General features: G+C 35.9%; 14 protein-coding genes. 6 read left to right on the plus strand and 8 right to left on the minus strand.

Annotation, left to right across the window (positions count from 1 at the left end; all coding sequences use genetic code 11):
- Positions 1-147: 147 nt before the first annotated feature.
- From KKG99_14375 to KKG99_14385, 3 genes are all read right to left on the minus strand, one after another.
- Positions 148-1,935, minus strand: a complete 1,788-nt coding sequence (locus KKG99_14375; protein ID MBU1014180.1) for a peptidase M14 — start codon at positions 1,933-1,935, stop codon at positions 148-150.
- A gap of 28 nt (positions 1,936-1,963) precedes the next feature.
- On the minus strand, positions 1,964-3,880 hold the full coding sequence (locus KKG99_14380; GenBank protein ID MBU1014181.1) for a hypothetical protein: 1,917 nt from the start codon (positions 3,878-3,880) through the stop codon (positions 1,964-1,966).
- Between the two features lie 417 nt (positions 3,881-4,297).
- Positions 4,298-6,604 carry a PAS domain S-box protein gene (locus tag KKG99_14385; protein ID MBU1014182.1) on the minus strand — a complete coding sequence of 769 codons (2,307 nt, stop codon included), beginning with the start codon at positions 6,602-6,604 and terminating at the stop codon, positions 4,298-4,300.
- 263 nt (positions 6,605-6,867) lie between these two features.
- Here KKG99_14385 and KKG99_14390 point away from each other — a divergent pair, with 263 nt between their 5' ends.
- Positions 6,868-7,986 (plus strand): NAD(P)/FAD-dependent oxidoreductase, encoded by a 1,119-nt coding sequence (locus tag KKG99_14390; GenBank protein ID MBU1014183.1) that lies wholly within the window; start codon positions 6,868-6,870, stop codon positions 7,984-7,986.
- A 98-nt stretch (positions 7,987-8,084) separates the two neighbouring features.
- The gene (locus KKG99_14395; GenBank protein MBU1014184.1) at positions 8,085-9,137 is read left to right on the plus strand and encodes a succinylglutamate desuccinylase/aspartoacylase family protein; all 1,053 of its coding nucleotides are present in this window, start codon (positions 8,085-8,087) and stop codon (positions 9,135-9,137) included.
- Here the strand turns inward: KKG99_14395 and KKG99_14400 are convergent.
- The 5 genes from KKG99_14400 to KKG99_14420 all read right to left on the minus strand — a co-directional run bounded on the left by KKG99_14400 (position 9,134) and on the right by KKG99_14420 (position 17,403).
- Positions 9,134-9,337: a hypothetical protein gene (locus tag KKG99_14400; GenBank protein MBU1014185.1), complete on the minus strand. Its 204-nt coding sequence runs from the start codon at positions 9,335-9,337 to the stop codon at positions 9,134-9,136. The genes KKG99_14395 and KKG99_14400 overlap by 4 nt on opposite strands.
- Before the next feature lie 517 nt (positions 9,338-9,854).
- Complete coding sequence (locus tag KKG99_14405; protein ID MBU1014186.1) at positions 9,855-10,847, minus strand: ornithine cyclodeaminase family protein; 993 nt, start codon at positions 10,845-10,847, stop codon at positions 9,855-9,857.
- An 85-nt stretch (positions 10,848-10,932) separates the two neighbouring features.
- The gene (locus tag KKG99_14410) at positions 10,933-15,378 is read right to left on the minus strand and encodes a T9SS type A sorting domain-containing protein (GenBank protein MBU1014187.1); all 4,446 of its coding nucleotides are present in this window, start codon (positions 15,376-15,378) and stop codon (positions 10,933-10,935) included.
- Positions 15,379-15,864: a hypothetical protein gene (locus KKG99_14415; protein ID MBU1014188.1), complete on the minus strand. Its 486-nt coding sequence runs from the start codon at positions 15,862-15,864 to the stop codon at positions 15,379-15,381.
- Between the two features lie 42 nt (positions 15,865-15,906).
- Positions 15,907-17,403, minus strand: a complete 1,497-nt coding sequence (locus KKG99_14420) for a PAS domain-containing sensor histidine kinase (GenBank protein MBU1014189.1) — start codon at positions 17,401-17,403, stop codon at positions 15,907-15,909.
- A 236-nt stretch (positions 17,404-17,639) separates the two neighbouring features.
- On the opposite strand from KKG99_14420, the gene KKG99_14425 reads away from it, so the two are divergent.
- From KKG99_14425 to KKG99_14440, 4 genes are all read left to right on the plus strand, one after another.
- Positions 17,640-18,926, plus strand: coding sequence for a gliding motility-associated C-terminal domain-containing protein (locus tag KKG99_14425; GenBank protein MBU1014190.1), 1,287 nt, complete (start codon positions 17,640-17,642; stop codon positions 18,924-18,926).
- A 13-nt stretch (positions 18,927-18,939) separates the two neighbouring features.
- The gene (locus KKG99_14430) at positions 18,940-19,896 is read left to right on the plus strand and encodes a PorP/SprF family type IX secretion system membrane protein (protein MBU1014191.1); all 957 of its coding nucleotides are present in this window, start codon (positions 18,940-18,942) and stop codon (positions 19,894-19,896) included.
- A gap of 12 nt (positions 19,897-19,908) precedes the next feature.
- A complete protein-coding gene (locus KKG99_14435) occupies positions 19,909-23,529 on the plus strand; it encodes a T9SS type A sorting domain-containing protein (GenBank protein MBU1014192.1) in 3,621 nt (1,206 codons plus the stop codon).
- 91 nt (positions 23,530-23,620) lie between these two features.
- Entirely contained in the window at positions 23,621-24,601 is a 981-nt protein-coding gene (locus KKG99_14440; protein MBU1014193.1) for an adenosine kinase, read from the plus strand.
- Positions 24,602-24,618 lie beyond the last annotated feature (17 nt).

Genomic DNA, 24,618 nt, shown 5'->3' on the forward strand with positions numbered 1-24,618 from the left:
CCGCATCTTAGCTGTAATATGCTGACTCCTGAACAAGCACATTTAACATCAGGAAAACTAAAAAGAAGATGGAAAAACTATTATAAAAAATCAGTAACTTTAAATGTTTAATCTGTAAACTTTTTTTAGGACGACACACCCTTTTTTTCATTTCACCTCAAAGGAAGTACTTATTGTACCGCCTTTTACTGAATCGTATTTAACAGTAACTTTCCCTGAACCCTTCACTAAATATTGAATGGTTCGGCTTGTTTTTCCCGGATGACCATTTCTGATCATAATCCGTTTCAAATCATGCTGATCAATTTCCTGTGTGATTGGATTCAGATAATCAAATGTTTTTGCATCATTGATCCAACTGGCAGAAATAATATCAACATTACCTTCAAGAGTAAGCAGGTCTGGCCTCACAACATTATTCTGTGCCGCTTTTGCAGTAATAGTAGGAGCCACTTTCGGGTTGCTAAACTCAATCCTAACCTTGTAAACATCACTTCCTATCTTCTCCACTTTATAGTCACCCATATTCATCATTGGCATTTCATCTGCCTGATAAAGCGTAAACGCCATATTCCTATGAGCAAGTTCTTCGTTCATAAACCTTGGAGGAATCCTTCCTCTTGTTTTTTTCCAGCGACCTCCCATCTCAACTTTTCCATAATCAGGATGATCAAATTCTTTCCAGTCAACATACTCATCCCTAAATTCAAGATAATCATCAAAAAACAAATCACCTCCTTGCCCTGAGATTGGGCTGTTAGGATCCAGTGTTTGCTTCTGTAATTCTTCACTTGTATAATATTGTCTTCCACTCCATAGTTCATTTGAGAAGGAGATAATACCCAGTCCGTCACTGGTCCAGTCAATAAAACCACCATGAACAGTATATAATCCGCTCCAAATAACTATATAGCGGTAAAATGGTAACATCCGCTCTCCATTCTTTCCAAGTTCATCATAAAATTTGACATCAGAAGCCGGATACTCTCCCAATGCTTCAGCACCCGGTCCACGCAATATCATTCCACCGGAATTATGATAAGCCTGCACTCCGGCAATATTTGGATGAGCCATTAAGAATTTATTTATCGCATTTGCTTCAGGTAATTGAAATGGGAATTCCATAGCACCGCCCTGTACATAATTAGGCTGCCAATCGACTGCCCAGTTTCTGTTCGGATCATAACCTCCGGGTCCATCTTCATTAACCAAACCATCCCCATCATCATCAATTCCTTCTAATCCAAGAATGATATAATCACCAGTTTCTCCAAAACCTACCGGTTCCATAATTCTATTATCCCTTGTACTGATTCGCATATTCCCTTTTCCGGGAACATACACTCTTATTTGTTCAATTACTCCGTTACCGTTAAGGTCGTTTGGCCCGTCTTCATCATAAAGACCATCATTATCAGCGTCTACCGGAACATGACCGGATCGGGCTCCTCCTCCGTCACCTTCCATAAAGTACTGACGACCATCGGGATTAACCGAAGGAAAAATATAAAATACTCTTTCATCGACAAGCTGTGTTATTTTATCTATCCTTCCATAATTCTCCATCAGATACCAGATCGTATACAAACAAATTTCACTTCCTTGTATTTCATTACCGTGAATATTGGCATCAATATACATTGCCGCTTTACTCAGTTCAGGGCCGGTTTCAGGATTGTTAATTGTCATATACATTATTTCCTGTCCTTTATAGGATTTTCCAACGGATCCCAATTTAAGAAATGTTGGAAAAGCCTTTTCAAGCCTTTTCATGTCATCCCACAATTCATTCACGTCATGCCAGCGGTTAAAATCAAGCTTTACCTTGAATTGGGGATCTGAGGCATATTTCTGACCATAGGACACAGGTGAAACAACTGTCGTTATTATCACAACGACAAATGCACAAGCTAAGGTTTTATATATAGTTTTCACTTTTATTTCCTCCATTTTGAATTTATTATTATTTCAATGTAATATTAACCTTATCAGTTCCTGCCTTCTGTGCAACAACTATAAGTTCAATTTTATCACCTGATTTTCCTTTGATCAGCCATTCGTATTTTTGTCGCATACCTGAACCGGCCAGTGCCTGAAAGAAATTTGTTTTGGCATTTCCCGAAATAATCGTCTCCGGTTTAACGCCCAACTGCACCATGGTGGGGCTTACGGCTCTTGATGTTACCCCCTGGCTCAGGGCAGTCGGAAGAAATCCTTCATTTTCAACTTCAACTTTAATCCTGAAAATTCCACCTCCATGGTTGATCACTTCGGTTTTGGCAATTTTAACTTTTGCATATAAACCTGATAACTTTACCGCGAATTTTGCATGAGCTTCGCCAAGTTCAACAATTTTTGATGCAGGCGGATTATTTATCTCATAAGGTGTGAATCCACCAATTTCAACCTCTCCCAGCACCGGATGAGTATATGTTTGCCAGTCAACAAATCCCTTAATATTGTTTTTATCAAGCCAGTTGAGATAAATTTTGTCGATACCTAAAGTTTGAGAAGCTCCGGGTGCTGGCATTGTAGAGTTACCGCCTGTTCCTCTAACTCCCCGAGCAGATATGGCAGCCTGAGGAGCAACTCCTCTTTCATCGCCAGCTGCCGGTCTTCTTCTTTCTTCGTTAGTCGCTTCTGCTACATCAATACCCCAGCCGGGGGTAGAAAATGAAAGTACACCATACTGAAAATAACCATACTGAAAAAATGCACCCTTTGGATCTCTTAACGCTGGTTGGGTTTTTATGCCCGTTAACTCCTTGTAAATATCACCTGCTTTTTTGAAATACTCCAAATCTGCCAGATTAAAGGTAGTTTCTGCACTTATAACAGGTCTTTGTCTGCCGGTAGGTTGAGCAGTTTGTTGATCCTGATTGCCTCTACCCATTCTGAACATACCAAATCTTCCGGCAACCTCAGTACTAACCATCCCAACTTTGCAAGCACCAGCATTACTTTCATTCGCGATATTAATCTGGTCGATACCTTTATCTGAGCTTAAAGTCCCTCTTGATCCCGGTGGAACAATCAGATTATCACTTTCACCAAAATTCAGCATAATGGCAATATTTCTGTGTTTAATAACCCATTCCATCAATGCCCTTGATTCATTTTCACTTACCATATGCTTACCTGCATCATTCTTGAAATAAGGATAATCATGCATAAAGTTTCGGTTAATATCAGTTCCTCCTTTAGCATCCTCATTAATAAATCCATCATTATCATTATCTATTCCTTCCCAGTAGATCGCGTATCCACCACTTTCACCCTTTGCCGGATCAGCTTTTTTCATGAGCCTTGGTTCATCCTTATCGATCATATACAACCCATTTTTATCTTTCACTCTCATCATGGTAATATAACCGTCTTTATTCAGATCATCAGGGCCATCCTCATCCATCCTTCCATCATTATCACCATCATATTCATTCATGTTCGTTTTTCTGCCTGTTTTAATATTCTCAAACATTCCTTCAGCAGCATCGGGATTCATTCGGGGGATAATGTAATAAACATGCTCATTGATACTCTTTTTCACAGCATCATCAGAAGTGTAATTTTTTAACAGATGATTTATGATTGAAAGAGAGATTTCACTTCCAATAAGATGATCGCCCTCAAAATTTGCACCTATAAACATACCCGGTCTTTCAGCCACGGGAACTGCTTCCGGATTAGCGATTGTAATCACCCAGAGATCTCGTCCCTCAAGCGTTTTACCAATAGATTCAATCTTAGCAATGCCCTTGTTTTCATTCACAAGCCGTTTCAACTCTTTAGTCATCGCATCATAATTATGATAGGTTGAAAAGTCCTGTGACACAGCAGCAGGGGCATGAATCAGCATTCCGATAATAGTTATTATTATCATTACCTGTTTGCTTTTAATAACAGATCGCACAATTTTATTCACTTTGGCCTCCTTTTTATATAGTTTTAATAATTAAAAGTTTATCCTGTATTAAAAATAAAATTTAAAAAATATCAAAGGGATGATTACAAGTTTTCAGGCTAATTTGGTTTATTCCTTTGAGCGTAATTAGTTAGTCATTTCAAATGTAATAATTTAATTTTTAGTTGTTTTTTAAATTCTACATACTCATTTTTTTGACATATCAAGACTTGATTTTAACTGAGATTGTGGATCGATCTGGGATCACCAATAAATTAACTTTAATAAAACCATCAGGAGATCAAGGGCATTCAGAATTTGAACGCTCATTTTATTTGGTGATAGCTGATTTTAACGTGAGGTTATAAATTCACTATCGTTTATCATTATCTTGTATCAAGCATTAAAATACTTCTGCATTAATTCTGCCAACAAAACCCGATTTATCGGTTTTGAAATATAATCATTACAACCGGCATTTAGGGCTTTTTCTCTTTCTCCCGCAACTGCATATGCCGTTTGTGCGATGATGATTACCTCTTTGTTAAACTGCCTTATTCTTCGGGTGGCTTCGTAACCATCCATCGTGGGCATTTTCACATCCATCAATATCAAATCAAGATCAGGAATATTGCGATAAATATCAATGGCTTCAATTCCATTTTTTGCTATTAATACGTCCTTACTATAGTCCTTAATAATTTTTTTTATCAGGATTTCTGATGGTTCATCGTCTTCTACAACCAGAACTTTCAATCCCGAAACTTTTGGATAAAGCTGATTATTTTCATCTTTAGCTAACATCCATTCATTTGAATAACTGATTTCTTTGGTTTTCGTATGGTAAGGAACGGTAAAGTAAAATACCGAACCAACTCCTTCTTCGCTTTCAACCCAGATTTTTCCACCCAGCATTTCAACATAGGCTTTTGAAATGGTTAATCCCAATCCGGAACCTTCATAACCTTTATTTAACAAATCATTGCCTTGCCTGAACCGCTCAAAAATGATTTCTTTTTTTTCGGCAGAAATACCTGTGCCTGTATCCTTCACAAAAAATTCCAGTAGGGACACCGAATTCGGTGTCCCTACCGACCTATATCCAAATTCAATAGATCCGGTTTTCGTAAATTTAATGGCATTTTTAACAAGATTTGTAAGAATGGCATATATTTTTTCCCGGTCGGTTTTAATTATAGACCTTTTAGAGGGCAAGCTGTTTTTAAAAGAAAATTGCACTCCTTTTTTTTCAATCTCGGGTTGAAAAAAAGTGTAAATATCCTCGATCTGTTCGTTTATATTTGTTTCGGTAAAAGATATTTCCATTTGACCTGCTTCCACTTTTGAAATATTAATGATGTCGTTGATAATGTTGAGCATCCGTTCACCACTTTTCTCAATAATATGGATGTATTTTTGTTGTTCTTCTCCTGTTAGTTTTGGTTCTTTTAGTAGTTGCGCAAAACCAAGTATCCCATTCATCGGGGTTCGTATTTCATGACTCATATTCGCTAAAAAGGCTGATTTTAACCGATCACTTTCTTCCGCTTTGTCTTTAGCCTCAATTAATTCTTTCTCTTTATTTATACGTTCGGTAATATCTGAAGCCACCCCTATTAAACCTATGGGTTTGTCAGATTTATCTTTGATTACAGTTGTAGAAAGAGATATAGGAAACTCACTTCCATTCTTTTTTGTATTGATCAATTCACCCTGCCAACTACCTTCCAAAGTAGCTAAAAATATTTTCCTGATTATTTGTGCTGGATTTTTTATTGAACCTACAATCTCCATTGTTTTACCTATCAATTCATCTTCTGTGTAACCATATGTTTTTAAGAAAGATTCGTTGAGAAATAATATTTTGTTTTCAAAATCAGTAATGCTCACACATTCGTTTACACTTTTTAAAGAATGGGCAAGTACCAATATTTCTTCTTCGGCACGTTTGCGTTCGGTGATGTCCTGAACTTGCAGCAGATATCCTTTAATTAAATGCTCTTTTGTTCCAAATATTGGTGTTATAATATAGTCTAGATGAGCTATTCCACTTTTATTTGTTCTATATTGCTTAAGCTCCTTAACTTTTTCAAAATTAAAAATTGCCTGATATGAGATAGATTTTCCTTGGCGAAGTTTTTTTTGTCTTTCAGGGTTTAAACTGGTACCCTCAAAAAGATTAAACTCCTTGATTTCTGAAACATCCGGTATTCCAAACATCTCCATAGAGGCCTTGTTTGCCGCAATTTGCTTTCCGTCTGCCTGGTAAAGTTCGATACCGATTGTTGATTCATTAAAAATAGTTTTAAACTTTTCTTCACTTTCTCGTAGTATATCGTCCGCTAGTTTACGTTCTGTAATGTCACGGGCAGAAGAGTGCATGTAATGAATGCCATTGATGATAATCCTGGTATTATTAAATTCTACATCGACTTTTTGACCATTCTTTTGCTTTATTTTTGATTCCGTCAATATTTCCTCCCCACTTATTATCCTGTTGTGGAACAGCAAAAAGGCTTGCAAATCCTGAGTTTCGTGCAAATCAGGAATTTTCATTTTTAATAATTCTTGTTCCGAATAGCCTGTCAACCGACAAGCAGCGGTATTAATCATAATAAAATTAGCATCAACATCTGAAATGAAAATTGCATCTCGCGAACCATTAATAATGGCTTCACGCCAAGTATCTAATTTCTCTATCATATCTTTGGCAGGCTTTTGTAGTTTTTTTAAGTTCAAAGTATTTCCTCTCTTTCATTATGATAAAATGAAGTATTATAACATAGCAAATCTTTAGTATACAAAATTCCGTTAATAAGTCCTTAAAGATAATCATAAATTGGAAACTTTCGGTTTTTACAAAGGTGTTAGTATCCCATTAAATTTAGAAGTATTGATCATTGAATCAAACCTAACGCTTATTAATTGCTACTTTTTGTTAAATTTGACCCATTAAAAACAACACAATGTTCGATTCAAAAATTACCATTATAGGTGCCGGAGTGGTTGGATTGGCAATTGCCGCCAAACTTTCTGAAAACTATAATTCCGTTTTAGTTATTGAACGAAACAAACTCTTTGGGCAAGAAACCAGTAGCCGGAACAGTGAAGTAATCCATGCCGGAATTTATTATCCCAAAAACAGCTTAAGGGCAAATCTTTGTGTGGAAGGCAAAAAATTGCTTTATCAGTTTTGTGAACAATACGAAATTCCTCATAAAAAATGCGGGAAACTAATCGTCGCAACAACCGAGGGGGAAATCCCTATTTTAAATGAAATCAAACAAAAAGCCAACGAAAATGGCGTTGATGATTTAATCTTTTTGAATCAGGAAGAAATTGCAAATCTGGAGCCCAATATTTTTGCTTTAAAAGCTTTGTTTTCGCCATCAACCGGAATTATCGAATCACATTCATACATGAAACGATTGGAAACGATGGCTTTAAATAATGGGGCTGAAATGGTTTATGGAACAGTTGTTAAGGCAATGAAAAAGCTGGAACAGGGTTATGAAATTTCTTTGCTTGAACCCGATGGAACATCCTATTCGTTCACTTCAGAATATGTAATTAATTCGGCCGGACTCGAATCTGATCTTGTTGCTGAAATGATTGGTATTAAGAGTGAAGAATTAAGAATCCAGTTTTGCAAAGGACAATATTTCAGTATCAATCCACCCAAAAACCGTTTGCTAAACCATTTGGTTTATCCCGTTCCGGATCCAAACTTAATTGCTCTGGGAATACATGTGACAATTGATTTAGGCAGAGGTGCAAAGCTAGGCCCTGATGCCATTTATCTGGATGAAAACCTTTATGATTATAAAGTTGATATCGCACGAAAAGAAGTTTTTTACAATTCGGTAAAACGATTTTTACCTTTTCTTGAATTAGAAGATTTAAGCCCTGAAATGGCCGGACTTCGTCCGAAAATACAAAAGAAAGGAGAGTCCACAAAAGATTTTTATATTCAGGAAGAAAGTGAAAAAGGATATTCCGGATTTATTAATTTGATTGGGATTGAATCGCCGGGATTAACAGCTTCTTTGGCTATTGCAAAAATGATTGAAAGAATGCTTAAATAAATACTATTCTTAATTTATTGATCACGAAATTAAACTTCTTTCAGAAAATAATTTGTAAATTCACTACGCATATTAACCTAACTAAAAAGGAGATTCTAATGATAAAACTATCTAAAAAACTATTTTTATTATTTCTGATTGGCAGCATAAGCATTTCATGTTTTGCCCAAAATCCTATTACCGTTGGGGAAGTTACCGCTAGGTCGGGTGAAAAAATAAGCGGCTATATCATTGTGCCTGCCGGCGCAGACAGCGACATCGTTAAGGTTCCAATCACTTTGATTAACGGGGTAAAAGCCGGACCTACTCTCGCACTTGTTGCAGGAGTGCATGGATACGAATATCCACCGGTATTGGCAATGACTAAACTATCGCAACTATTAGATCCTAACAGTATCTCCGGAAAAGTAATTATCGTGCATGTTGCGAATGTACCCTCTTTTTTAAAGAGAACGGTGTATTATAATCCATATGATTGGAAAAACTTCAATCGGGTATTTCCCGGTAAAGTTGATGGTACAAACTCCGAACGGATTGCTTTTCAAATCACAAAGGAAGTCATTGATCAATGCGATTATTTAATAGACAACCATTGTGGAGACGGGAATGAAGATCTCATGCAGTATTTGTATTACACTGAGATTGGAAATCCGGAGGTAGATAATAGATCAAAGCAACTGGCTATAAATTTCAATCTGAAGGTTATTGTTCATGAAACAAATAGAACCAAAGATGTAATTAATTCTTTGTATGTTAGCAATACTGCCCTATTGAGAGGTAAGCCTGCAATATCAATAGAAGCAGGCAAACTTGGTGGAACTGCAGAAGAAGATATTAATGCAATTATGAAAGGCAGCTATAATATTTTAAAACACCTTAAAATGCTTGCCGGCGAACCTAAGTTGGATTTTGAATCAGTTTGGGTACAAGAATTTAAAATCATCACTTCTGAGCATGAAGCCGGACTTTACTATCCAATTGTTTCAAGGGGCGATCATGTTCAAAAAGGCGAACTTGTAGGTTATTTAACAGATTTTTTCGGAAATACCTTACAGGAAGTAAAGTCTCCATTTGATGGGATCGTTCTTTATATTATTGCTACGCCACCTATGTCATTTGGTGAACCAATGGCAATGATCGGAAGGTTTTAAATTACTTGATTTTGTAAAAGAAATTCCTTAACCTTTTTTTCTTGTCCATCAGTAATAAAATATTTGAGCTTTAGGTAAAAATTAAATTCGCTGCGAAGCAGAGGATTAAACTCCAGGGACAAATAAAATAACTCCATTTCTTCTTTCGAGAACTCGTTGTAATGATACCGATCAATTAGATCCTGATAATTGAATTTCATTTTTTAATAATTTGAACCATACTAATCTGATATCCATCGTCAATGCATTTGGGACAAAATTTGATTTTTACTTTAGAAGTATATCTGCACCTATAGCATTTGCAATCGGTCAGTACTTTTGATTTTGCCAGAATGTACGTCATAACTAACAGTATTAGACATAAATATTGAATAAAGATATGACAACAGATAAGCCTTAATTGTAGGCGAAATGCCTAAATTTAAAATTATTTTAACCTCAGTTCGATCTAAGCATTTCTCATGAAATTGGTTCATTATGTCAGAAATTTAGCCTTTTGAGCTAATAAGACGTTAGATCAGTTAGAAGTTAGAAGTTAGAAAATGGAAGTTAAACTTGCAAAGGTAGGTATTTTTAAGTATCTGATATATAATGTCTAACGTCTAGCGTCTAACCGTCTTTAATTTAAATTGATCTTGTGTCTTGAATCTTGTGAATCTTCTTTTTGTCTAATATCTAAAGTCTAACGTCTTATATCTTAATTTATCAAAACAAATTTTATGCAGGAAACTGAAATGGGTATCCAATATTTTGTTTTATGGCTTTTTCATAAATAAATGCAGCTGCAGCTACATCCTGAAGAGCCGTTCCGGTAGCATCATAAATGATTACTTCCTTATGGGATTCCCTGCCTTTTTTCTTGCCAATAATGATATCTCCAAGTTCTGAATAAATGTCTTCTTTGCTCATCAAGCCTGCATGAATAGCATGGTGAATTTCTCCAACTTCAACACATTGTACTAAAATATCGGCAACAACTTTATGGTCTGCCAAAATTTGAGGATCTAATTCTTGCTTTTCAGGGCTATCAGCTCCAACAGCAGCAATAAATAGTCCCTCATGAATATATTCATTTTTGATAAAAGCTTCTTTGGAAGGAGTACAACAAACACAAATTTGACTTTGCAAAATGGCTTCTCCTAAGTCTGATACCGGTAAAACCTCAATTTTCAGTTTACCCGACATTTTTTCGATATAGTTGGTCATCGCTTCTTCATTCTTGTCATAAGCAAATACTCTTTTGATGCTTCGCACCTGCATAATCGACTCCAATTGAATTTGCCCCTGAATTCCACACCCACAAATAGTAACATTATCAGCATCTTCTAATGCAAGATATTTTGCGGCAACAGCCGTTGCTGCCCCGGTTCTTTTTATAGTAATATCGCCTGATTCAAAAATGGCCAAAGGAAATCCGTTTTCACCATCATGAAGTAAGATTAATCCTTGAATATTTGGAAGACCATATTTTGCTTTATTCTGGAAAAAGCCTCCATTACTTTTTAAACCGAAATAAACTTTAGGAAATTTTAACCCACCGACTTTAATATGAAATTCACCATTTCCCGAATCAAAATGAAGCAGACCCGGACTTAAGACTTCTCCTTCAGCGTACAACCTGAATGCATTTTCTACAACTTCTATATGTTCTGTAAGCGACATCAATGATTGAATGTCGCTTCTGTTGAAAATCAATGAATGTTTGGGCACGATAATTTTATTTTATAAATATTACTTAAAAATAAGCGTCATTCTACACGATTCTTTGCCTTTAAACAATGCCTCAATTTTAGCCTTATTGCTTAATAAGTTGGGCATTAATAACATTCTCTTCAGTAATCATCCGTATGATGTACATTCCTTTTGCTAGATTCGAAATATCCAATTGATAATTATTTGAATTTAATAATTCGATTGAATGGTAAAGCCTTCCATCTAAACCAATCACATTCAGCATTACCATTTTCCGGATTTTTTCAAATTTAATGTTTAATACATTACTTGCAGGATTTGGAAATATTAAGATTCCTTCCTTTAATAAATCTTCAATTCCTAAAGCCCTAATATAATTAGTATTCCATGGTTGAGATGCTGAATTTGGATTGCCAAGCGCATCAAAAGCAACACCCTGAGCAACGCTTGCACTAACAATTCCATCAACAATTGGGCTCAATTTAACAGAAAATGAAGAATTACCAAGTAATGTAAACTGATTTTTTGTAGCGTTTACAACCGTTATTTTCGATATATCAAAACCACTAACCTGTTCACTAAAAACAATTGAAACATCAATTGGTGAAACATTGGTCGGGTTTGCAACATTTGAAGTTACCGTGACCGTTGGACCGATAGTGTCCAAAACAATGCTAAAAGCTGCACTTTCCAAACTTGTTATAACTGGATTGCTCGATTTTATTCTAGCTTTGTAGGCTTCGCCACTAGGGGTATTGGTAGGAATAATTCCCATCAAAACACCACTATTATTTGAAACTAAAGTCCCAATTTGCGTTTCGGTGCTAAATTCGCCATTTTTATTAGATAAGAATGCGGTAAAGGTGTTAGCTGTGAAGCCGCCCGAAATTGTAAATGGGATATTGATTACTTTTCCTAATATTTTTGAAACAACAAAGGGCGACCCGGATATTGAACCTAAGGTGATGGATGAAGTTGTAGTTCTAATTTCAAAGGAACTACTCTCAGATCCAATAATAACAGGATTACTTGATTTTACTCTTACTTTATAAGAGGTACCCGCTGAAGTGCCTGCCGGAATACTAGCCTGGATTGTTCCTGAATTAGCATCAGATGTTAAAGAGCCTATCTCAACTTCATTGGTAAAACTGCCACTGGCATTTGACAGGTAAGTTTTGTATTGGTTTGAGGTGTAAGTTCCCGTGGAAGTAAATGGTACATTTATGCTGGTGCCTGTAGTGGATGAAATATTAAATGGACTTCCACTAATAACCCCTGTTGTTATTGTAGCAGCAGCAGGTTCCTGAACAGTAATTTTAAAATTATCAAAATAACAGTTTATCCCATAATCGGCAGTAAACAGGAAGGCAATATAAAGGGATGTTTTGTTTTCGGCATCAACCGGCAAAGTAAAGGTCTTGGATTCCCATCCGGGATTAGCATTGTTATATCTTATAAATGTTTTACCATAATTCCAAGATATACCATTAGTTGACCATTGAACGGTTAAACTATCCTGATTGCTGTATGTGGCACTCTCGCTCCATTGGAAACTAACCGTAATGTTGGATTTCCCCTCAGATGAATATGCAGGGCTGATCAAACGAATCTGATCTCCTCTTTCACAATCATCTGAATTAAATTTTACCATATGAGTACCCTCATAAGGTGTTTGTGTAGGGTTTGTGCTTGCACCAACATAAGTAAGCTTCGGTGCTACACCACCCAAATCTCTTACTATTTCCTCTGTCCAACAAACAGGGATACTTGATGAATTAAATCCTTCGGTAATAGGATAAGTATAATTACCCGAAACAATGGTGTAATTTATAGACTTATTATTGTTTATACTTACTTCGTCTAAACCGCCGTTTATGTTTGATAATGATGCATTAAATGTATAAGTGCCAACAAGGAGTGAAATTTCGGCAAAGGTTATTGTATCAATTTTCCCTTTTGCCAACGATCCCGTCCATGAATAAGATATCGGAGCTCCGCCATTGATATTATATGATAATATAAAGCTGGTAATATTATTTGTTCCATTATTTTTAACAATAATTGTTGGGCTAATTTTAGTTTCCATGCAATAGGTTTTTTCTTTTGGAAGCACAATTTCCAAGATACTTGCGTCAACTGATAATATTGGAATTTCTTTTAAATCAGATTTCCACAAACCCCTGCCATAAGTAGAAGCAAATAGTATACTACTATCAGGACTTGATGAATTATAATAAATATCGAGTTCTGTAACCATTACATTTGGTAGCCCAGTATTAAATAATGTCCAATTTGCTGTTCCATCTTTAAAATAAACTCCACGATCAGTTCCAACATATAACTGATTTTTAGTAAGTGCATACTTGTTTTGAACAATGCTAAACGCTGGCAAGCTGGGTAATCCTGTTGAAATATTGGTCCAGGTTGTTCCTCCGCTGGTTGATTCATAAACTTGATTTCCGGTATATCCTCCAAGGGTTGCCCAAACGGTATTTGGATCATTGGCATGAACGGCCAAATAAGTTATTCTTGTGGGTAAGTTTCCGGTTACATCAGCCCACGTATTCCCACCATTAGTGGTAACCCATAATCGAGATTGATCAGCAACATACATCACCTTGTTGTTGGAAGGCGCAATGGCCATTGATCTGATATTATTAGATGTGTTGATGGAAGAAATATTAACAAAACTGTCACCCAAATCCGTTGATTTCCAAACATCCTGATATCCAACATAAATTGTATTGTGATCAACCGGGTCAATTAAAAATGGAGTTACCCAATGTCCTTCCAAGGTACCATCTCCAATATTTTTGTAAATATCAGTAGCCGTAGCCCAAAGATTTGTTGTTCGTGCAATTTGTCCATCAATATAGGTAGCATACTGAATATTCTGATTCGTATAATCAATTAAACATTCCATTCCATCGCCTCCTTTTACATCATACCAAGTTCCGTTATGGAAAAGTTTAGATCCATTATCTTGTAGACCTGTAATTACTGTATTGAGTGATGTTGCGGATACACCTAAACGATAAATTTGACTAATGGTCATCCCATTTGTTAGATCAGTCCAACTGGCTCCTCCATTGGTGCTTTTGTATATTCCTCCGTCATTACCTTCAAAAAGGGTATATGGACTTTGAAACTTTAACACGTGTTTATCTGCATGAACCTCTGGTGCCTTGGGGACAGCCTTATTATAATTCGAATGATCTGTCCACATATTATTTATAGTCCAGCTTACCCCACCATCGATGGATTTCCATGTATTAATCCCACCTAAATATAAAGTATTTGCGTCTGTAGGGGAAACAGCTAATGCAAGATCATACCAACCCTGGCCTGTATTATTTCCGCTTCCATCACTATAGTATCCCATAATGCTATGACCACTAACAGCACCATCAAATATTTTATCAAAGGTTTCTCCATTATCAAGTGATCGATAAATGCCCGACAAACCACCGCCGGAATTAGTAACGGCAGCATATACCATCGAAGGCGCATTGGGGCTGACTGCTAATTCTATTCTTCTATCTGTTGATTCAAAAGCCTGTCTTACTGTCCAAGTAACTCCCCCATCAAGACTTCTAGTTATTTTTGGTCGACTCCCTTTTGATGCAATATACAAAGTATCAGGATTTGTTGGATGAAATTCCATGTCGATTACATAACTGGAATCTCTATATATGTATGTTCCCCATGTAGTTGCACCATCTGTGGTTTTATAAACCGCATTACTAATCCCTCCATACAATACTGAATTATTTTTTGGATGTATGCGCAAAAATCCTGATAAATAGCCGGCCGATAGATTAAAAGAACCAGCTGAAGACCATGTGCTGCCTCCATTTGTAGATTTTAGAAATCCAATGGTATTGTTATCCCCACTATTTCCTCCACCTAATGTATGGGCAGATCCACCATCCCTATCACCTGTTGCTATATATAAAGTATTTGAAGTTGCATAATCTGATGGAATTGCAATATCACTAACCCCTAAAACATTGTTATTATCGGTTAAAGCTGTCCAACTATTACCATCATCGGTTGTTTTCCACAGCCCTCCGCTGGGTGCTCCAACCCAATAAGTATTTGTATCTGTCGGATGAAATGAAATACAATTAATTCGACCAATTCCTGCATAGCCACCATCAGAGTTGACCGGACCCATGCTTGTCCAACTTCCATTTGAGCTTTTTAGTTGTGAAAAATTAGATGAAGATTTATATTTCTCCCATTCCTTTTCAGTTGTAGTTTCGGGAAATTCTCCGGTTTCAAGATCTACTCTTGATTCCCAATACCACTCCCATCGCTTAAACAACTTCCAGCCCGGGGCCTTAATTTCTTCTCCATTCCTGATATATTTTCCGTTCTTTACATTAAATGGTTTCCAGTATTCATTAAATGCATCTTGAATATCAAAAAAGGTCAACTCACTTTTTCTACTTTTTAATTCTTCAAATTTTTGTTGCCAATCTTGAGTGTATCCAATTTGAAAAACAAGTATGAATAACAATGTAAATATGATTTTCTTCAGTTTCATTTAGTATAATGTAAAACTTTTATAACTCGTTTTGTCTCCCTCCCCTTCGGTTTTGTAATTGATCCTCACTCTATATTGACCTTTCTCAACCCTCTGATAAATTGACTTTCGAATGTGTTCATCCAATTTAGGTCCACACCAACTCTCCATTTGATCCCAAACTAATTCAATTTCGCCACCGGGATGTAACTCAGCAATATCAATTGAAGCCTGACAAGGAGCATCACACGGACATTGGAGAATCTTGATTTTACGCCAATCTCCATCTTCAAGTTTTTCAATGAGTAATTTTTCGGGATAATAGATTATAATACTCTTCGAATACATATTCTTTACTATGATTGAAATTGGTTTACCTGCTATAATGGGTTTATTGTCATTGATCACAATATTTAGCTGAGATGATGATATTCCGGTTGTTTGTCTTGTAGGATAACAAGCTATTAAAAGGACAATTATTAATATGTTAACCAATGATTTTATCATCAATAAAGTTTTTGCAATATTAGTTAAAAGTAAAGAGAATTTCTACAATTCGTTATTTGGATCACAGGAAGGAAGCAAAACGTGAAAACTACTACCACTTCCCAATCTGCTTTCAACCCAAATTTTGCCTTTATTTTTCTCGATAAACTCTTTACAAAGTATTAGTCCAAGTCCGGTTCCTTTTTCTTTGGCAGTTCCCTGAACTACAACCTGCTGGTTCACTTTAAATAATTTCTGGATATTTTCCTGGTTAATTCCAATGCCATTATCTTTTATCTCAACATCAATAAATTTTGGAAGTAAATTTGAACGGATAATTATCTCACCACCTTCATTCGTAAACTTAATAGCGTTTGAAATCAGATTCCGCAATACCATTCCAATCATATTTTCATCAGCAAAAACACATTCGTCATCTGAGAGTTCTGATTGTAATGTAATCCGTTTCGCGTTTGCTTGAGCATTTAAGGTCAACACTTCACGAGAGGCAATATCTTGTAGATTTAATACACTTGGATTGAACGTAACTCTGTTCAATTGCAACCTCGACCATTCAAGCAGGTTCAGTACCAGGTCATAGGCGCTTTCTGTTGCTTCCTTAATTTGTCCAATCACAAGCTTAAGTTCTTTTTCATCAAACTCTTCCAAGTCGTTATGCAATAGCTCTACAAAACCCAAAATACCCTGAAAAGGATTTTTCAAATCATGTGCAACTATTGAAAAAAACTTATCTTTTGTAGCATTTAATTCTTTGAGCTCTTTCTCCGAATTTTGAACCATTCGCAATGCATCTTTGTACTGTGTTATATCAATAAAAATCGTTGAGAATTGTCCTTTTTTAGGACTAAAAGCTACTACTTCAAAATATTTCTGATGATCCTGTGAGAATTGCTCGAATTGAATTTTCTCACCTAAAAGTGCAACCTCCCCATAAGTTTGGATGGTGCTCATATTAGTGGCTGGGAATAATTCTAAAATCGTTTTACCAACAACATAATTTGCTTTTAACCCAGTAATTCTTTCAAAAGCCGGATTAACTTCGAGATAACGATAATTTACCGGATTGTTTTCCTCATCGACAATTATTTCATGAAGTGCATATGCACTAAACATGGTTTCAAACAGCATGCGATATTTTTGATCACTGTTTTCTTCCGTTTTTTTTGATTTTTGAATGCCAAGAAGTGATTTCAGATACAAAATAACCCAATGCGGATTATCCAAATTGTGTATAAAACCATCCACTCCAACCTTCATCAACGATACCTGAGATTTCTCTAAAATAGCATCAACTGAATAAACAACAATAATAGGTAAGTACCCTTGTATACTTTTAAGCTTTCGAACAAGCCTGAAATTACCCTCATTAAGTATGCTCTTATTAATAAGTATCAGCCTTGGATGAAGATTTAAAAGTTTGCCAAATAAGTCTTCAAACTTCTCAACAACAATCGTTTTAGCAAGATTGGTTTTAACGATATTATTAAGTTTAAAACTAAGTAATGGATTCTCATCCACTATGAAAAAAAAGTCATCCATATCCGGGCCTCAAGATATAAAATAAGATTGAAATAAATTTAACAAATGTTTCCTTGATATTAGTAATTTTAAATTTTCTTTTAGAGTTTAGGGTCGCAACATGTTGAAAACTCAATGTTTTTTTTCTTTTATCATGATACTTAATAACCTATTTTTATCAAAGCGTAAATTAGGTCGAAGTCTATCTTATTGATTATAAATCTGATTTTTATCTGACACATACTTATTAGCAATTAATGAAAAAATTGTATTTTGTACTTCTTTTTATCTGCTTTTCAGTTACAGGTATTTTTGCCCAAACCTTGGATTTTGAATATTCAAATGGTTTTGTTGGAAAAGAAACTGTTTTTGTTAACAAATCTGTTATTGATGAGGAGGTAATTACTGTTGCCTGGGACTTGACAGGAAATGGTGTTTATAATAACGGATGGGGCGATACAGTTAGGTTTGTCTACGCGGCTATTGGTACATATACCGTTGGATTGCGTATAACGGTTCGATCGCTTCAATCTTATGTTTTTACCAAGGAGATTGAAATTGTTCATGAATTAAATGCGAATTTTACTTCTACAATTGTTTGTATTGGTGGTACTACAAAGTTTACAAATACCTCAACAAGCTCTGATGTCATTGTTAGTACTAATTGGGATTTCAATAGTGATGGGATTTTTAACGATGCATCCGGAAATTCTATAAATTATCTTTTTACAACTCCCGGAATACATGTTGTGGGCTTGCGGATTGTAACCCAATCGGGCTTAGCAATGTCAATTTACCGTCAGGTTGTTGTGGCTGAATTGCCAACGGCTAATTTTTCGACCAGCAATACCTGTGTTGGCACTTATACTGAGTTCACAAATTTGAGTGTTATAAGAGCTGATGACATCGCCGATTTTATCTGGAAATTTGGAGATGGGAGCGCATGGTCGAATGTAAGCAACCCTATACACATCTATTCTTCACCCGGTATCTACAACGTGACCTTGATTGTAAACTCTTCTTTTGGGTGTTCTCACACCATTACAAAAAATGTAAGTATTAAACCCCTCCCGGAGTTTACTCTTGAGTTTAGTGGACCAACTGAGTTCACTGAAGGTGAAAGTGTAACTGTTACTGCTATTGGAGATTTTGATCAGGCGATATGGTCAACCGGAGCAATTAGTAATTCCATAATAATTACACGAGGTGGAACCTATACAGTTGAGGTTTCAAAAAATGGTTGTTCAAGTGCAAAATCTTTTACGATTATTGTCAATGATAGAATCGGGATCATGAACCTGATCACACCTAACGGTGATGGTTATAACGATAGATGGGAGATTTTTCACATTGAAAAACGACGACCATGTGCAGTAAATATTTACAATAGGTCTGGTATAGAAGTTTTTTCAGACACTAATTATATTAATGATTGGACGGGAACTATTAATGGAAAACCCTTACCTGAAGGAACTTATTACTATATTCTTAAATGTGATAAGGATGCTGATGTGATAAAGGGGGCAATTTCAATAATACGATAGCTATTATTCCGATATGAAGAATGTGATTAAAATATTATACATTATATTTTTTGTTCATGGGGCTCAACTCATGGCACAGCAATTACCATTAACAAGCCAATACCTTACCAATCCTTATTTGTTATCTCCAGCCTTTGCAGGTTATAATGAAGATTCTAAAGTATTTTTAACTTACCGTAAAGAATGGGGTGATATTCAGGGAGGTCCCAAAACTGCCACCATTAACACCTATTTCCCTGTCTCTGAAAGAGTTTGGTTAGGAGGAGAAGTAATTAGTGATCAAACTGATATTTCTAAGGTCTTTAAAGCAGAATTTAGTTATACTTATCACCTTCCCATCGGCCCAACTCAACAATTATATTTTAGCCTCTGGGGTGGTTTGTTTCAAAATTCTATTAATTTAAATGGAGCAATTGTATCTGACCCTAACGACCCGATTTTGATTGGAAACAGTCAACTAACAGGAACCTCACTTAATGCCGGAAGCAGTTTAATTTTCCGTTGGCGGGATGGTAATTTCGGCTTTACAGCTCCTTACTTGTTTGTAAGTGAAGATGCATATGCTGTCGGAAGCGGGAATAATTTACTTGTTATTAAGCCTCAACTCATTGCACACATCACATATGATTTTAGGCTGAACTATAATTGGAATTTACAACCCTTCTTTGTTTATCGTTCAATAAAAGATTCACCGTATCAATATGACGTATCTTTACTTACAATTTACAAAGATAACTTTTGGGCAGGATTTATGTATCGTAATTCAGGTAAATTAGGTATTAACTTAGGGGGCAACTTAACAAAGCAGTTAAGTTTAAATTATACTTATGAATTTGCCAGCCAAGGAGTGCTTGCCAATCCTTCTGCGGTGCATGAGTTTATGATTGGATTCAATATAGGTTCGGGTGAAAAATATAAATCAAATCGATGGCGGGATTTATTAAATTCACGAGGGTATAACTTTAATTAAAACGGAAGGTCAATGAAAAATTTGCTTGCATTGATAAAATTAATTCTTTTCACTCTCACATTTTTGAGTTTGAACCAAAATTTGTTTGCTCAAAATGTTGGGATAAGCAGTATTGTCATAACTTTTGACAGCATTCCAAATGCCACTATTACTAAAGCCGGTTTAAAATACAATAAACATTTTGCACTAAGTTATCATCTCGAAGGTGCAAATAAAGATGTTTATTCCCATGCGTTTAAATATTTGAATGGAGGAACTATTAATAATGTTACCTATCCCGGGAAATTTTACACGAATGGTTGCAATAGCATACCTATTCCCTTTAAAATGAGCACATCAATATTTTCAATGAATGATGCTAAGGATACAGATTTACACAACCCTAGTGGGGCTTATGCAGCAACGTATCTGACCTGGCCCGAAATCATTGAACTATATCAAGCGGGTTGGGGAATTTATAATCAGGGGCTGACCTCTGCTGATACCGGTAATATAGATTATCTGATTGGGCGTAATCACAGTTATTTAAAACTTAAAACACAAGCAGCTACCAATAATGGTATCGAATCGAAAATATTAGTTAACCCACAAGGAAATATTGCTTTTTCCAGCCCTGCTTTTAACCTTGGATACGATGCAGCATACCGTCCATATGTTTATGGAGTTCCCTATCTTGATGTCACAAATCCTTCAACAATTACTGATATTGATAGTTTAAAAATGGGAAGGACTAATTTAATTGGGACCGAAAGCTTAGGTAAGCTAGCCGATTCTTTAAATGCCCACAGTAGTTACTCGTTAAACAACTGGGTCTCTGTTTATAATAAATCCGTTACAGGCGGAAGCACTGGATATTCTTTTGATGTTTTTAAATTTTATATCGATTATATTGCAACTAAATACGGCAAAGATAGTACCGATAATATTTGGATGACCTCTGAAGAAGAAGTATTAGATTATCTGACCGTAAGTAAGAATGTAACAATTAACACAGAAGTTTTAGGAAATCAGCTATTGATTACTTTCAATGGTACACTGCCTACCGATCTTCGTTATTACGCACTAAGCTTGCTGATTAATGCTAATGTTAAAATTACCGGAATTAGTGTTAACGGTGGTGTAAATAATTCTTATAAAGGAATTGGATATACAAGTGGGATGATCAATTTAAACTGGGATGGAAAAGTCGTAGTTTCAAAAACAGTTAATGCAGAAACTTATGTAAGCAAAGCTGAATCATCTCAATCAAATTATGATGTTTTAATCGCTATGGATTATTTAAACATGCTTGACCCGGGACAAACAATGCAAAATTTTCGAAATCGTTTATGTGCCATTCCCGGTGCTGTTCTACCCGATGGATGGTGCAATTGCAGTTTCTCTCTGGGCAATGATACAGTTATTTGTTTAGGTGATACCATAACTATTACTGCACCATTAGGCGTTTCTTATGAATGGAGCACCGGGGAAATAACACAAAGCATTCAAGTCAGTCCAACACAACACACACAATATTCTGTTACGGTTTATAACAATCAAGGCTGCTATTCCAGTGATTCCAAAATGGTCCTTGTGGTTAGTAATGAATTTGCCACATTAGTAGCCTCAAAGGACACCGTTTGTGTTAATTCTTGTGTAAATATTGTTGCATCGGGTGGGAGAAATTATTTGTGGAATACAGGTGAAACCACACCATTAAAAATTGCCTGCCCTGATTCAACTAAGACATATTCCGTTAAGGTGACAAATGCTTTTGGGTGTATTGATAATGACACCATTACTATTCACACTTATCCCAAACCTATTATTCAATTATCAAACGACACCGCAATTTGTCAAACAAAATGCGTCACACTTACAGCTAGTGGTGGCTATCAATATGCATGGAGTTCAGGACAAACAACGAACTCAATTCAGGTCTGCCCGAATGTAACCACAACCTATTATGTTACTGTTACAAATGACAAAAACTGCAGTGCCATCGATAGTGTTACTGTTACTGTTTTAGGAGTACCAACTATCTCTTTAAAATCCGATACAAGTATTTGTATCAATGATTGTATAAGTTTGACTGCATCAGGAGGCTCTTCATATTTATGGAGCACGGGAGCAACCACTGCTAGCATTCAAGTCTGTCCAACAATTACAACAAAATATATTGTTAATGTATTAAATACAGCAGGTTGTTCAGGGAAAGATAGTGTTACGGTAAATGTTTTGCCACTTCCTACCCTTGTAGTTTCAAATGATACCAGTATCTGCATAAATAGTTGTGTTACCTTATACGCTTCAGGAGGAAATACATACCGATGGACCAAATCAGGAGATACCACTCTTATTGGAACAGCAGATTCAATCGTTGTTTGCCCTAGCGAGCAAACAACATATCTTGTAAAAACATTTAATTTGAATGGATGCAGTGTTACCGATAGTGTTAAGGTAAGCCACAAGTATGCTACCAATGCAAAAGCTGGTCTTGATACAACAATTTGTATAGGTGGCACGGCAACTTTAATCGCAAGTGGTGGCTTTACTTATTTATGGACCTCAGACGATACTGCTACAATAGCAGGTTATAATACACGCCAAATAAATGTCAGCCCTTTAGATACAACTAACTACTATGTTTTGGTTGGAGGAAATTCAAATGGTTGTTACGCGAGCGATACCGTTAGGGTAAATGTTCGTCCTAAACCAATTGCAAATGCAGGAATGGATACGACGATTTGTTCAGGAGACTGCATCATTCTTACGGCAAGTGGGGGAGTTGACTACACTTGGAACAATGGAACCCAGGGTGCATCAAATTATGTCTGTGCAACTGCGAATACCAACTATTCTGTTACTGTTTACGATGATTATGGCTGTTCCAACACAGATACCGTAAAAATATTTATTGCCGAAACTGCCCCAATTAGTTTTTCGGGATTATCAAATGTATACTGTAGTACAAATCCTGCAAGTTTACTTGAAGGCACTCCTGGCGGTGGAGTATTTGAAGGACCCGGTATCAGCAACAATATTTTTTATCCTTCAATAGCTGGGGTTGGAACCCACAACATAAGTTATAGTTTAGTAAATGATAATGGATGCTTGAGCAACACTGTTCGAACGACCAATGTTTATGCTTCTCCAAATATCTTTTTAGGAAATGATACCACGATATGTAAAGATGCATCATTAACACTCACTGTACCACAAGGTTTTGATAATTATCTCTGGTCGAACGGAAGTACCAGTTATACAACTGTTATATCCGGAGCAATAGCTGGAGTTGGCACAGATACTATACGTTTGATTGCTACCCAGAACGGATGTGCAGCTTTTGATGAAATTATCGTAACGGTTATATCCTGTAATGTGGGCATTGAAGATTTAAATAAAATTGGAATTTATATGTATCCCAACCCTACCAAAGGGCAATTCAATATTAAATTTAATACACAGGAAAAAAACATGCAGCTTGATATTATCAACCTCCAAGGACAGATTATTTTTAGCGAAGAACTTGAAGATTGTAATCAGTTTGATTGTACTAAATCTATTAACTTATCAGGATACAATAAAGGACTTTATATTGTAAGATTCTCAAATAAAAATTTTATACAGACAGCTAAATTGCTGATTAACTAATCAAAATCCGGATTTTATACAACTTTTCATCCTTACCTTTTTGCATAAGGCTGCATTTTTAATACTTTTGCCACGCTAATAAAATATAATGATGAAAAAAATTCTAGGTATAGGTAATGCATTGGTGGATATTATGATCAGAATTGATGATGATCGGATACTAACAGATCTTGAACTTCCTAAAGGGAGTATGCAATTAGTAGATAAGGAAAGATCTGCCAAAGTATTGTCTGCAACAAATCATTTAACTCGAGAAATTAAATCGGGAGGAAGTGCTGCAAACACTATTACCGGATTAGCCGAGCTTGGCTTAAGCACTTCTTTCATCGCAAAGATTACCGAGGATCAAATGGGTGAAGTATTTAAAAACGATCTGATTCGCTCAAACATTGAACCTAAATTACAATATTCAAAAACCGGAACCGGTACTGCTGTCACATTGATAAGCATAGATTCAGAAAGGACTTTTGCAACTCATTTGGGAGCTTCTATTGAATTATCTGAAAATGATCTTACAGATGACTTATTTGTAGGTTCTGAACTATTTTATATTGAAGGTTATTTGGTTCAAAATCATGAATTGCTTGAAAAAGCAGTTAGTCTTGCCAAGAAAAACAATCATAAAATATTTTTGGATTTAGCAAGCTATAATGTGGTTGAAGAGAATATTGATTTCTTAAAATATATTTTAGTGAATTACGTGGATGTTGTTTTTGCCAATGAAGAAGAAGCGAAAGTAATTACCGGAAAAGAACCACGGGCAGCAATCGTTGATTTGGCTAATTATTGCGAAATAGCAATCGTTAAAATTGGCAGTAAAGGATCGCTTATTTTAACTAACAATCAATTGACCGAAGTTGGGATCATAACGGCCAACAGTATTGATACTACAGGTGCAGGTGATCTTTATGCTGCAGGTTTTATTTATGGTTTCGCACATCAGGCAAGTATGGAAACATGCGGAAAACTAGGTTCCTTACTCTCGGGTAAAGTTATTGAAAATGTAGGTGCTAAAATTAATTCGGCACATTGGCCCGAATTAGTAAAAACAGCAAATAGTTATCTTATCTAGAACTCATTCAAATATGC

Source organism: Bacteroidota bacterium, from assembly GCA_018816945.1.
Taxonomy (GTDB): Bacteria; Bacteroidota; Bacteroidia; order Bacteroidales.

Excerpts from the sequence above, each read along its gene's own strand:
- KKG99_14380 (MBU1014181.1), bottom strand. The coding sequence starts at position 3,880 with ATGATAATAATAACTATTATCGGAATGCTGATTCATGCCCCTGCTGCT.
- KKG99_14385 (MBU1014182.1), bottom strand. The coding sequence starts at position 6,604 with ATGATAGAGAAATTAGATACTTGGCGTGAAGCCATTATTAATGGTTCG.
- KKG99_14390 (MBU1014183.1), top strand. The coding sequence starts at position 6,868 with ATGTTCGATTCAAAAATTACCATTATAGGTGCCGGAGTGGTTGGATTG.
- KKG99_14395 (MBU1014184.1), top strand. The coding sequence starts at position 8,085 with ATGATAAAACTATCTAAAAAACTATTTTTATTATTTCTGATTGGCAGC.
- KKG99_14400 (MBU1014185.1), bottom strand. The coding sequence starts at position 9,337 with ATGAAATTCAATTATCAGGATCTAATTGATCGGTATCATTACAACGAG.
- KKG99_14410 (MBU1014187.1), bottom strand. The coding sequence starts at position 15,378 with ATGAAACTGAAGAAAATCATATTTACATTGTTATTCATACTTGTTTTT.
- KKG99_14415 (MBU1014188.1), bottom strand. The coding sequence starts at position 15,864 with ATGATAAAATCATTGGTTAACATATTAATAATTGTCCTTTTAATAGCT.
- KKG99_14420 (MBU1014189.1), bottom strand. The coding sequence starts at position 17,403 with ATGGATGACTTTTTTTTCATAGTGGATGAGAATCCATTACTTAGTTTT.
- KKG99_14425 (MBU1014190.1), top strand. The coding sequence starts at position 17,640 with ATGAAAAAATTGTATTTTGTACTTCTTTTTATCTGCTTTTCAGTTACA.
- KKG99_14430 (MBU1014191.1), top strand. The coding sequence starts at position 18,940 with ATGAAGAATGTGATTAAAATATTATACATTATATTTTTTGTTCATGGG.
- KKG99_14435 (MBU1014192.1), top strand. The coding sequence starts at position 19,909 with ATGAAAAATTTGCTTGCATTGATAAAATTAATTCTTTTCACTCTCACA.
- KKG99_14440 (MBU1014193.1), top strand. The coding sequence starts at position 23,621 with ATGAAAAAAATTCTAGGTATAGGTAATGCATTGGTGGATATTATGATC.